Source organism: Sphingomonas sp. (genome assembly GCF_051962185.1).
GTDB lineage: Bacteria > Pseudomonadota > Alphaproteobacteria > Sphingomonadales > Sphingomonadaceae > Sphingomonas.
The window spans coordinates 25,096-36,197 of sequence record NZ_JBQCCN010000033.1 but is presented as its reverse complement, the minus strand read 5'-3'; the positions used below and the strand labels follow the sequence as shown (position 1 = coordinate 36,197).

Genomic DNA, 11,102 nt, shown 5'->3' with positions numbered 1-11,102 from the left:
AAAACGGAGAGGTGATGATGAACGATGCCGATCTTGTCGCCGGGGAATCCAGCGACAAGGCGATGCTGATCCTGCAGAGCCTGTTGTGCGTGCTGCGCGAGAAGAACGTGCTGACGCGGGCCGATATCGAGAATCTCTGCGACAAGGTGGCGCACGCCGCCGACCGCGCCGACAATCCGACCCCCTGTTGCGGCGCCGAGGCGTTGGCGGCGGCGACCGAGATGGGCCGGATCGGCGACTACATCGGTCGCCGCTATGGCGGGAAGCATCGCAGGATCTGAGACGATTCGACTTTAGCAGGGTATTTTCGCCGGCGAGATCGGCGGCCCTTGCCACTTTGCGCCGCCGCGACGCCGGCGGATCGATGGGCGCGCGACGCCGCTCGCCGCTTGCCTTTTGCCCGACCCGCTGTTAGGAGCCGCCCACTTCACGCCCCGACAGTGTCTGGGGCGCTATATCCTTTTGATCGGAGTTGACGGGTTTTATGCAAATCATCGTGCGCGATAACAATGTCGATCAGGCGCTCCGGGCTCTCAAGAAGAAGCTCCAGCGCGAAGGCGTGTATCGCGAGATGAAGCTGCGCCGCCATTACGAGAAGCCCAGCGAGAAGCGTGCGCGCGAGCGCGCCGCCGCCGTCCGTCGCGCCCGCAAGCTCGAGCGCAAGCGGATGGAGCGCGACGGGGCCAAGTAAGGCTCGAGTCGCCGTTTCGTGGGGGCTTGCGAGCAGCGGCCCTCCGACCTACCGAGAACAGCGTGTCCCGGCCGCGGTGGTGCGCGGCCTTTCCGTCGAGGCTTGCTTCCATGTCCGTGACCGCCGTTCCTTTGCAGCCCGTCAAGCGCAGCTATATCTGGTTGCTGTGGATCGGCATCGCCGTCGCGGTGATCGCCGCCTTCCTGCTCGCGCGGCAGGGTGATTTTTATCGTACGACCGCCTCGGGTCTCAAATATCATGAGATCAGCGCGGGTACCGGCGAACATCCCTCCGATAGCGACATGGCGCTGGTGATGTACGAGGGCACCTTGCCCGACGGCACCGTCTTCGACCGCTCGCAACAGCCGACGCCGATGCCGGTCGCTGCTGCCGATCCGGCCCGGGGCAAGGAGGGAGTCGTGTCCGGCTTCTCCGAAGCTCTCAAGCTGATGCGCAAAGGCGCGCATTACAAATTCCTGATCCCCGCGAATCTCGCTTATGGCGAGAAGGGCCAGGGACCGATCAAGCCGAACACGCCGCTGACCTTCGACGTGCAGCTGCTGGGCTTCATTCCGCAAGCTCAATATCAGCAGATGATGATGCAGCAGATGATGAACAGCCAGGGTGGGCTTGGCGGCCAGGGTGCGCCGGGCGCCGCGCCGGATGGCGCCGGCGCCCCGTCCACCGGTCAAGAAAACCTGAACCCCGGAAAATAGTCGATGACCGACGGCAATGCCAATCCGGCGACGACCGCCAAGGCCGTCGCCGCCAAGGGGCCGCTCGACCTGCGGTCGAAGCGCGTCCTGTGGCTGGGAATCGTGCTCGCCGTGCTCGGCGGCGCGGCGCTGTTGTTCAGCATGTTCCTGTGGTGGGGCGGCAGCGCGCGCGATTCGTTGGGGATGGCGGTCAATCCGTGGCTGCCGGGCGTGAAGACCACCGCTTCGGGACTCGAGTTCAAGGAGCTCGAGCCGGGCAAGGGCGGGCATCCGACGGATAGCGACGTCGCGCTCATCACTTATGAGGGCAAGCTGCTCGACGGCAGCACGTTCGACATGTCGGCTCGGCCGGTCGCGTTCCCGGTCAGGGAAGGCGTGCCGGGCTTTGTCGAGGGGCTGAAGTTGATGAGCAAGGGCGGCAAGTACCGCCTCTGGATTCCCGGCAAGCTCGGCTATGGCGACAAAGCGGTCGGTCCGATTCCGGCCAACGCGACCCTGGTGTTCGACGTCCGGCTGATCGATTTCATCAGCCAGGAAAAATATCAGCAATTCATGATGCAGCAGCAGATGTCGCAAAGCATCGGCCGAACCGATGCTCCCGACGCGGCGCCGGCCGATGCGGGCAACACCGCCGCGCCGGCGGACAATGCCGCGGCGCCGGCCATCGGCAAGTAGACGTTCGTGCGGGTCGCGCTCGCGATTTCCGGCCTGATCGCGGCCGCGACGATCGTGAGCACGGCCCCTGCGACCGCCCAGCAAGCGCCCTCCGGGCCGGTGGCGACGGTCGCGTCGACGCCTGCGCCGGACGCCTCCTTCCTCGCTGCCAACCGCAAGAAGCCCGGCGTGATCCAGACCGCGTCCGGATTGCAATATCAGATGCTCGCGGCTGGCGACGGACCGTCGCCGACCGACAACGATGTGGTGCTGGTCAATTATATCGGCAAGCTGACCGACGACTCCGTGTTCGACCGGACGCCTCAGCCGATGGCAATGCCGGTTGCCGGCTTGGTACCGGGCTTCGCGGAAGCGCTAAAGCTGATGCGCAAGGGGGCGAAGTATCGCGTCTGGATCCCCGCCAATCTGGCCTATGGCGACCGCGCGACGGGTCCGATCCCGGCAAGTGCGACTCTGGTGTTCGACATCGAATTGCTCGATTTCATGTCGCGCGAGGCTTATGCGTCGTTCGGACGCCAAGTAGCAGACGCGGCACTGGTGCCGCCTTCGATTGGCGAAACGACGTTCCTGGCCAAGAACCGCATCGCACCGGGTGTGGTAGAAACCAGATCTGGCTTGCAATATCGGGTGCTGGTGCCGGGTGACGGGTCGCGGCCGACCGACGACGACGTCGCGCTGGTCAATTACGAAGGTCGGCTGAGCGACGGCACCGTGTTCGACAAATCCTCCCAGCCGACGCCGATACCCGTTCAGGGCGTCGTCCCGGGCTTCGCCGAAGCATTGAAGCTGATGAGGAAGCACGAAAAGCTGCGCGTCTGGATCCCCGCGCAGCTGGGCTACGGCGCGGAGGAACAGCGCGACGGCCAGGGCAAGGTGGCGATCCCCGCCAATTCACTGACCGAGTTCGATATCGAGCTGATCGATTTCCTGCCGCGCACGGTGCTCGACAACTATCGTCGCCAGATGGAAGAACTGTCGAAGACGGGCGGCGCGCCGATGCCGCCTCCGCCGTCGCCCAGCGTGCGGCCGACCGGTTCCAGGCCGGTGGCGAAATAACGCCACCGAGGGATGCTCTGAAGGCGTCCCACTCCCGACGGGTCCCACGCGGCGGCTCGATCAGCGCGGCGATTCTGATAGCACGGTTTCTCCCGCTCGATCAGTAAACCGGCCGACCGCCCAATCGATGAACAGCCGCACACGCGGCGAGAGCTGGCGGTTGCGCGGATAGAGAATCGACACCGGCGCGGCGGGCAGGGGATTCTCGGGCAGTACGCGCACCAGCCGACCCTCGGCCAAGTCGCGTTCGATATGGAAGACCGGCATCTGCGCCAGGCCGAGCCCCAACAACACGGCGTCGCGAAAGCTCTCGGTGCCGGTGACCGAAAAGGGCGAGGCCATTTCCACCCGCTCGATATCCGTGCCGCGCAGGAACTCGAACGGCGTCAGCGCACCGGTGGTGATCGAGCGCAAGCTGACCGCATGATGCCGTGCGAGGTCGGCAATGGTCTCGGGTGTACCATGGCGCTCGAGATAGGCCGGCGCCGCGCAGGTGACGCGGTCGAGCATCGTCACCGTCCGCGCCACCAGGTCGCTGTCGGGCAGCGCGCCATAGCGCAGCACGCAATCGACGCCTTCGCGCACCACATCGACCCAGCGATCGCTCTCGCTCATCGCGATCTCGATCCCGGGATGGCGGTCCAAGAACTCGGGGATCCCGCCGATCAGGAAATGCCGGGCGATCGTCCCCTGGACCTCGACGCGCAGCATCCCCTTAGGCACGGCGCCCAGGAAGGCGCCCTCGGCATCCTCGACATCGTCGAGGATCGCCAGGCAGCGGTGATAATAGGCTTCGCCGTCGAGGGTGGGCCGCACCGTCCGTGTCGTGCGCTGGAGCAGGCGAACGCCGAGCCGTTCCTCCAATTGCTTGACCACCTGGGTCGCGGTCGATCGCGGCAGATCGAGGTCGTGCGCCGCCTGGGTGAAGCTGCGTCGGTCGACCACCCGGGTGAATAGTCGCATCGCGTCGAGCCGGTCCATCACGCCTCCATTGTTCGTAATTAGCGAATAGTATTGCCGTAAATTGCCGGATTATCTCGTTTGATCCAACCAGTATCTCCCTCTCATCCGCTCACCACCGGGCGGAACGAGCGAAGGGAAGAGCAAATGGACAAGGACACGAACAGGGTCGCGATCGTCACCGGCGCCTCGCGCGGTATCGGGGCATCGATCGCCCAGCGGCTCGCGGCGGACGGGTTCACCGTCGTCGTCAATTACGCCGGCAACGCGGCGGAAGCCGAGGCGCTGGTGGCCAAGATCGAAGCGGCCGGCGGTCGCGCCATCCCGGCCCAGGCCGATGTCAGCGACGCCGCCGCCGTCGCCCGGATGTTCGACGCGGCGCAGGCGGCGTTCGGCGGGGTCGACGTGCTGGTCAACAATGCCGGCATCATGCGGCTGGCCAATGTCGCGGACAGCGAAGACGCGTTGTTCTACAGCCAGGTCGCGATCAACCTGAAGGGCAGCTTCAACACGCTGCGCGAAGCGGCCAAGCGCCTCCGCGAAGGTGGCCGCATCGTCAATCTCTCGTCGAGCGTGGTCGGCCTCTACCAGCCCACCTACGGCGTCTATGCCGCGACCAAGGCGGCGGTCGAAGCGATGACCCATGTCATGGCCAGGGAACTGCGCGGCCGGAACATCACGGTCAACGCCGTCGCCCCCGGGCCGACCGCGACCGCCCTGTTCCTCGACGGCAAGCCGCAGGCGGTGATCGATCATCTGACCAAGCTCGCGCCGCTCGAGCGCCTCGGCCAGCCCGAGGACATCGCCAACACGGTGGCGTTCCTCGCCGGCCGCGACGGGTCGTGGATCAACGGCCAGATCCTGCACGCCAATGGCGGGATCATCTGATCCGGATTTTCAACGGCCAACGTTCCCAGCTTCGGCATAACGAAGGGAAAGCACCATGTCGCAGAAGATCATCCTCATCACCGGCGCCTCCAGCGGTTTCGGTCGCCTCACCGCCGAGTCGCTCGCGAAAGCCGGGCACGTCGTCTACGCCTCGATGCGCGACGTCGCCGGCCGCAACGCCCGGAACGCCGCGGAGATGGCGGCCATTCCGAGCACCGACATCCGCCCGATCGAACTCGACGTCCAGTCGGACGCCTCCGCCGATGCCGCGGTCGCGCAGATCATCGCCGAGAGCGGGCGGATCGACGTCCTCGTCCACAATGCCGGGCACATGATGTTCGGCCCGGCCGAGGCCTTCCTGCCGGAGCAGTTCGCCCAGCAATATGACGTCAACGTGCTCGGCACGCAGCGGGTCAACCGCGCCGCGCTGCCACACATGCGGGCGGCCAAACAGGGCTTGCTGGTCTGGGTGTCGAGCTCGAGCTCGGCGGGCGGTACGCCGCCGTATCTCGCGCCCTATTTCGCCGCCAAGGCGGGGATGGACGCGCTGGCGGTGCTCTATGCCCGCGAGCTCGCCCGCTGGGGGATCGAGACCTCGATCATCGTGCCGGGCGCCTTCACCAAGGGCACCAACCACTTCGCCCATTCGGGCCGCCCCGCCGACGAGGCGCGCCTCGCCGACTATGAAGCGGGGCCCTATGCCGGCCTCGGCGAACAGGTACAGAAGGCGTTCGCCGAGATCGTACCGGACGATGCCGATGTGCAGGGCGTTGCCGACGGGATCGTCGAGATCGTCGACATGCCGTTCGGTACCCGGCCGTTCCGCTTTCACTACGATCCCACCGAAGACGGCGCCAATGTCGGCTTCACTGTGCTAGACCGCCTGCGCGCCGAGATGCTCCACCGCGTCGGCCTGTCCGATTTGCTCAAGCCCGCCAAGCTGGTTTGAGCATCCCAGCCGCCGAAAAGGAGCTCGTCGTTCAAACGGCGGGCTCCTTTCGTCGATCCCCCAAGTCGGGCGGCCCCCGTCGGTCAGCGTCGACCTCTAGAAAAGGGTGCTCCCGTCGCCGGCATGTGGCACTGGCCCGACGATCGCGATCCGCAGCGTGCTATACGCTTGATCGTGCGCGGGGCTTGGGCCAGTGAAGCGGTCGCCAGAGGGGAATGCCATGTCGCACGTAACGCTGACATATGACGATTTCGCGCCGCATGTGGGAAGCGATTTCACGATACCGAGAGCCGAGAGTTCGGAGCTTGTCCGGTTCAAGCTTGTCGAGGCCAAACCGCTGGAACATAAGCCCAATTCTGGCAACTTCCGCGATCCGTTCCAGTTGGTGTTTCGCGTCGCGGAGCCGGAGGTCCACCCCCAGGGGATCTATCGCCTGACCCATCCGGCGATGGGGGAACAGGATATCTTTCTGGTACCGGCGGGACGCGGCGAAGAGGGCGTCGATTATTGCGCGACGTTCAATTGACCCCGTCGGGGGTCCATTCCATTTCCAGATAGACGTCCTCCTCGCGGATCACCTCGAATCCCATGCGGTCGTAAAGCGACCGCGCCGGGTTGATCCGTTCGACGAATATGTCCACGCCCTTGCTCCGCGCGCGGGCAAAATCCTGAAGCGCGGCGAGGATCGCGGTGCCGACCCCGCCCCCGCGCCGATCGGGTATCAGCGCGATATCCAGAACGTGGACGCGGGTTTGCCGCTCGTCGATATAGAGCCGGCCAATCGGCTTGCCGTTCTGTTCGAGCACGTCGTAGGCGGCGTCGGGGTAATAGGTGCGGTAATGCTTGCGTTGCGCGCTGAACTGATGGACCAGAAACGCGCGCTTCTCGTCCGCCGTCCAGGGCACGAGTGCCATTTCCTCGGCGCGCGTCGAGGCGAAGACTTGCATCAGGAATGGCAGGTCGGCGTCGGTTTCGGGCCGCAGCGACAGTCCTTGCGCCAAAAGGGCCACCGGCAGCGCGAAGGCCGGGGGCCCCGGGATCTCGGTCATGGAAGAATGATTAGTTGCGCGCCGGGAAAACGCCGGACAGGCAAATAATGAAGGTTACGGCCTGATAAGGCTGCGTATTGTTGTGCGGTTGCGATCCGCCGGCCGTGGAGATCGACTGGCCCGCGAGAATCACCGGCGTGCCGACCGCCGTCGCGTAAAGCTGGTTCGGCGCCGAATTGGTGAACAGCGTGTTGCTCGCCGGCGTTTCGCCCGGATTGGAATTGGCGATGACCGCACCCGAAATCGAATGCGTGTGCGACGGCATTTCGGTCGTGAGCAAGGTGACGCTATTCTCGCCACCCTGTTCGCCGTTGCTGCGGGGCGTCAACCCCGCACCATTGCCCCAGTGCATCGGCGCGCGGCCGCGCAGGTCGGGCAGGGCGAACGTGCTCGTGCCATTCCCGCCATAAGTCGTGCCGAGCAACGAGAACAACGCGGTGTTCTGGGATATCGCCATGATCTGGCCGCTGCACATCGCCCAGTTCCTCGGTGCGAAAGTGCCGGCGAACATCCGGATTTCGGCAACATATGGTGAGCTCATTGTCCTGTCCTTCCGGTCAATTCTGGCTGGGGAAGACGCCTTCCAGCGCGATGACGAAACTGACGCACAGGAATGGCATCATATTGTCGTGCGGCTGGTTTCCTCCCGCGGAGCCGATGATACCGGCCAGCATGGGCTTCAGATCGCCTGCGACCGGCGTTTTGGTCGGGTCCGTGTAGAGTTGCGCCGAATTGCCGCCGACCGCCTGCTTGGGGCGACAGGGCATGGTGTTGGACGCCGGCGCATCATTGGTGGGGTCGACATTGTTGGCCACCGGCTGATGCGAGTGCGAGGGCAATTGCGTCACGATCAGCGTGACCGTCTCGCTCCCCGATTTCTCGCCCAGGACCCGTGTCGACAGGCCGGCGCCGGTGCCTTGGTGGAGCGGAATGCGGCCCTGAAGATCGGGCAGCGCGAACGTGGTGACGCCGTCGCCGCCGTAAGTGGTGCCGACCAACGCGAACAATGCATCGTTCTGCGAGATCGGCAGGAGTTGTCCGTTGCAGAACGCCCACCCGCGAGGGTTGAAGTTTCCGCCGAACATCTTGACTTCACCGAGATAGGGGGTCGCCATGATAGCCTCTCATTAGCAATGTTGCGCGGTTGCGATCAGTTGCGCGACGGAAAGATGCCCTGCAGCGCTATGCAGATGGTGAGGACGAGATAGGGCTGCATATTGTTGTGGGGCTGGTTGCCACCCGCGGTGGACATGCTGAGCGGACTGAGGTTCACATAGGACGAGTTGGGCGCATTGAACGCGGCGAAATAATCGACCGCCTGACTGTCCACGTCGTCGGCGAAGACGCCCAGATTGACCGGCTTCTTCGTCGCGGGCGACGTCGTGGCGGTGAAGCCATGGGTGTGGATCGGCATTTGCTGGCTGGTCAGCGTCTGGGTTTCCTGACCGCTTATCTCACCCAGGGCGACGTTCGCCAGACCGGGCCCCTGACCCTGATGAATCGGTACCCGGCCTTGCAAGTTGGGAATCGCGAACGTCGTCACGCCGTTGCCGCCATATGTAGTGCCGACAAGTGAAAACAACGCGGCGTTCTGCTGAATGGACAAGATCTGCCCGTTGCACATCGCCCAGCCTTTGGGCGCGAAATTGAACGAAAAGGTCCTGATTTCGGCTAAGAAGGGGGACGACATTTTCCAACCTCTCGCTTGCTTTGTCGGATGCAAGGGGATCGGCGATTCGCAGCACTGAACCCCCGAGCAGCGTGACGCCGATCCTAAAAGGCTTTCTTGGCGATTCCTAGCGGATCGGCAAAAAAAAGTCGTCGAACGGTGATTCGCCAAGAAAAAGGTTCAAAATGACAGTTATTTCTTTGGCAAAATATCGTTCGACTTGACCTGTCGCGGAGACTCGGGGCAAAAGGAAGCCCAATGGGTGCTGCCCAACGATCGCCATGCTGTGGGGGATTTTCGCGATGTCGTCTGCCGACGAAACTTCTTTCGATCTGGCGCCGTCGAACGAGCGCAAGCGGTGGGAAACGCCCGGGGTGATTCTGGCTGCGCCGCAGCATAGTACGCGCCAGTACAGCACCAGCGGCGTCGATGGCATCGCCTCGACCGGATCGCCTTACGGGTCGTGAGCGAACGGCGCTCGCGCCTGCTCCGCGATTTCTAGAGATTGCTGCGATCGAACCAGGCGAGAAAGCGCGCCTTGGTCAGGGTACCCATCGCGAAATTGAGCCGGATTCGCTGGTTCCTGTTCTCGTCATCGGCACCGTCGCGCACCATCGCCGCGAGTGCCGGTAGGTCGAGATAGCGAGCCATGGTCTCGTCCTTTTCGAGTCCCCGCAGGGCCGCGAGCATGGCCGGCGCGGCCTCCACGTTCATCGCCAGCAAATCGGGTTCCTCCGGGTCGTTTCCCGGACCGCGATCGATCAATGCGGCGGGTAGCAGGTCGGCGAACGCCGTGCGCGCGAGCCAGCGTTCGCGACCGTCCCGAAACAATAGATGATCGGGCAGCGCCAACGCCAATTCGACGATGCGCTTGTCGTGGAACGGACGTGTGAGATCGAGGTCGGGGGTCGCCGCGCCATAATTGCTCCCCACCGCGCCGGCGGACGTGCGGCGGCACATTTCGAGCCATCGCTCCCGCCAGCGTGCGCCGGTGCGATAGCCATCCCGCAACAGGTTGCGATCCACCGCGCCGCTGGCCAGCGCCCGGCGCGCGAAATCGAGCTGCACTCCGCGTCGGCGCCACGCCGGAACGAAGCCGTTGACCGCGTTGCGCCAACCCGCTTGCATGCCTTGCGGGATCAGCGCCGCCATGATGTCGCGACCGAACACGCGGAGCGGCGACCAGCCGGTGAAGCGCCGACGCGCGGCGAATTCGCGCATGAAGCGGCGAAATTGACCGTGGCGCAGGATCGCGCCGAGCATCGCGGTATCGTACGGATTGACGGTATAGTCGCCGCCGTGCCCGTCGATCGCCAGTCGCGACCCCGCCGCGTGCGCGATCCTGCCGATCCCGCGACGCGCGACGCTGGGCGCGTGCCATAACCCCGTCGCGGCGAAATTGTCTTCGAGCGCATCGTAGGGGCTCTCGTCGCCCCGGACGTAATATTGGATGTCGAGCCCCGGAAGGCCGCGGAACGCTTCGACCGCCGCGCGCGCGCTGCGCCGCGAATCCCCGGCGGGCAGCACCGACGCAGCGCAGACCAGCTTGCCGCCGCCGGCTGCGACTAGCGGCCCGGCAACCGCGGCGATCGTGCCGCTGTCGAAGCCGCCGCTGAGCAGCAATGTCGGCGGGTTGATCAGCCGCCGGATGCGACAGGCGATCGCTTCCTCGATGGTGGCGCGATAGGCGGCAATGAACTCGGCGTCGCTCTTGCCGGCGTGTCGCGGGTCCGCATGGGGTTCCCAGAACCGCGCGCGCGTGGCGGTGCCGTCGGCGGCGATGCTGCAGCGCGTTCCACCCGGCAGGACGGTGATGTCCCGGTAGAGAAACTCGCCCTCGATGCGCTGGGTCGATCGCAACAGACGCCGGGCGAGCTCATCCTCGTCGAGACGGCGCGGCACGCCGTCCGCCGCGAACAGCGCCGGCAATTCGGTCGCGAAGGCGATGAAATTCTCGCCGAGATGATAGAAGAGCGTGCGCTGCCCCATATGGTCGCGCGCCAGCAGCAAGGTGCCGCGGTTGCGATCCCAGATCGCGAAGGCGAAGTCGCCGAGCAGGTGCTCGACGCATGACTCGCCCCATCGGCGCCAGGCTCGAAGCAGCATTTCGCTGTCGGACAGGGGCGCGAGATCGGCCAAGGCGATGCCCAGCGCGTCCGCCAGTTCCTCGCGATTGTCGAGCCTGAGGTCGGCGACGAGCACGGCGTCGCGCGCGATGACCGGCTGCGCCTCGTACATGTCTTCGCGGTTCACCCGCATCAGGCAGTGACCGAGCGCGAGCCGCCCGAGCTCGACGGATTCGATGCCGTCGGCGCCGCGGTGCTTCATCCGGTGCGCCATGCGCTCGACGGTGTGCGACGCGACGTCGGCATCGTCGAACCGCAGCACGCCGCAGATCGCGCTCATCGTCCGGCCGCTCTCATCGTCGATCGAGAATTGCCGGCCGCGC

At 65.1% G+C, this 11,102-nt stretch carries 15 protein-coding genes; 9 read left to right on the top strand and 6 right to left on the bottom strand.

The window, feature by feature from the left end; all coding sequences use genetic code 11:
• From ACTHJR_RS02435 to ACTHJR_RS02415, 5 genes are all read left to right on the top strand, one after another.
• Positions 1-281 (top strand): hypothetical protein (locus ACTHJR_RS02435; protein WP_440521481.1); only part of this gene is annotated, 281 nt, incomplete at its 5' end.
• 203 nt (positions 282-484) lie between these two features.
• Positions 485-691, top strand: a complete 207-nt coding sequence (rpsU, locus tag ACTHJR_RS02430; RefSeq protein WP_056428702.1) for a 30S ribosomal protein S21 — start codon at positions 485-487, stop codon at positions 689-691.
• Positions 692-801: 110 nt separating this feature from the next.
• A complete protein-coding gene (locus ACTHJR_RS02425; protein ID WP_440521480.1) occupies positions 802-1,407 on the top strand; it encodes an FKBP-type peptidyl-prolyl cis-trans isomerase in 606 nt (201 codons plus the stop codon).
• Positions 1,408-1,410: 3 nt separating this feature from the next.
• Complete coding sequence (locus ACTHJR_RS02420; RefSeq protein ID WP_440521479.1) at positions 1,411-2,082, top strand: FKBP-type peptidyl-prolyl cis-trans isomerase; 672 nt, start codon at positions 1,411-1,413, stop codon at positions 2,080-2,082.
• A gap of 6 nt (positions 2,083-2,088) precedes the next feature.
• Positions 2,089-3,138 carry an FKBP-type peptidyl-prolyl cis-trans isomerase gene (locus tag ACTHJR_RS02415; protein ID WP_440521478.1) on the top strand — a complete coding sequence of 350 codons (1,050 nt, stop codon included), beginning with the start codon at positions 2,089-2,091 and terminating at the stop codon, positions 3,136-3,138.
• 60 nt (positions 3,139-3,198) lie between these two features.
• Here the strand turns inward: ACTHJR_RS02415 and ACTHJR_RS02410 are convergent, their stop codons facing one another.
• Positions 3,199-4,119 (bottom strand): LysR family transcriptional regulator, encoded by a 921-nt coding sequence (locus ACTHJR_RS02410; protein WP_440521477.1) that lies wholly within the window; start codon positions 4,117-4,119, stop codon positions 3,199-3,201.
• Positions 4,120-4,245: 126 nt separating this feature from the next.
• Between ACTHJR_RS02410 and ACTHJR_RS02405 the strand changes: the two genes are divergently transcribed.
• The 3 genes from ACTHJR_RS02405 (at position 4,246) to ACTHJR_RS02395 (ending at position 6,461) form a co-directional block, all read left to right on the top strand.
• Complete coding sequence (locus tag ACTHJR_RS02405; RefSeq protein WP_440521476.1) at positions 4,246-4,986, top strand: SDR family oxidoreductase; 741 nt, start codon at positions 4,246-4,248, stop codon at positions 4,984-4,986.
• A gap of 55 nt (positions 4,987-5,041) precedes the next feature.
• A complete protein-coding gene (locus ACTHJR_RS02400) occupies positions 5,042-5,935 on the top strand; it encodes an SDR family oxidoreductase (RefSeq protein ID WP_440521474.1) in 894 nt (297 codons plus the stop codon).
• Between the two features lie 220 nt (positions 5,936-6,155).
• On the top strand, positions 6,156-6,461 hold the full coding sequence (locus ACTHJR_RS02395; protein WP_440521472.1) for a DUF6916 family protein: 306 nt from the start codon (positions 6,156-6,158) through the stop codon (positions 6,459-6,461).
• On the opposite strand, the gene ACTHJR_RS02390 is transcribed toward ACTHJR_RS02395, so the two are convergent.
• The 4 genes from ACTHJR_RS02390 to ACTHJR_RS02375 are packed head-to-tail and all read right to left on the bottom strand — an operon-like array spanning position 6,454 to position 8,674.
• Complete coding sequence (locus ACTHJR_RS02390; RefSeq protein ID WP_440521471.1) at positions 6,454-6,984, bottom strand: GNAT family N-acetyltransferase; 531 nt, start codon at positions 6,982-6,984, stop codon at positions 6,454-6,456. The genes ACTHJR_RS02395 and ACTHJR_RS02390 overlap by 8 nt on opposite strands.
• A 10-nt stretch (positions 6,985-6,994) precedes the next feature.
• Positions 6,995-7,525, bottom strand: coding sequence for a phage tail protein (locus ACTHJR_RS02385; RefSeq protein WP_440521470.1), 531 nt, complete (start codon positions 7,523-7,525; stop codon positions 6,995-6,997).
• A gap of 16 nt (positions 7,526-7,541) precedes the next feature.
• Entirely contained in the window at positions 7,542-8,099 is a 558-nt protein-coding gene (locus tag ACTHJR_RS02380; protein WP_440521469.1) for a phage tail protein, read from the bottom strand.
• Positions 8,100-8,134: 35 nt separating this feature from the next.
• Positions 8,135-8,674, bottom strand: a complete 540-nt coding sequence (locus ACTHJR_RS02375; RefSeq protein WP_440521468.1) for a phage tail protein — start codon at positions 8,672-8,674, stop codon at positions 8,135-8,137.
• Positions 8,675-8,955: 281 nt separating this feature from the next.
• Here ACTHJR_RS02375 and ACTHJR_RS02370 point away from each other — a divergent pair, with 281 nt between their 5' ends.
• The gene (locus ACTHJR_RS02370; protein WP_440521466.1) at positions 8,956-9,120 is read left to right on the top strand and encodes a hypothetical protein; all 165 of its coding nucleotides are present in this window, start codon (positions 8,956-8,958) and stop codon (positions 9,118-9,120) included.
• 31 nt (positions 9,121-9,151) lie between these two features.
• Here the strand turns inward: ACTHJR_RS02370 and ACTHJR_RS02365 are convergent, their stop codons facing one another.
• Positions 9,152-11,059, bottom strand: a complete 1,908-nt coding sequence (locus tag ACTHJR_RS02365) for an asparagine synthase-related protein (protein ID WP_440521465.1) — start codon at positions 11,057-11,059, stop codon at positions 9,152-9,154.
• Positions 11,060-11,102 lie beyond the last annotated feature (43 nt).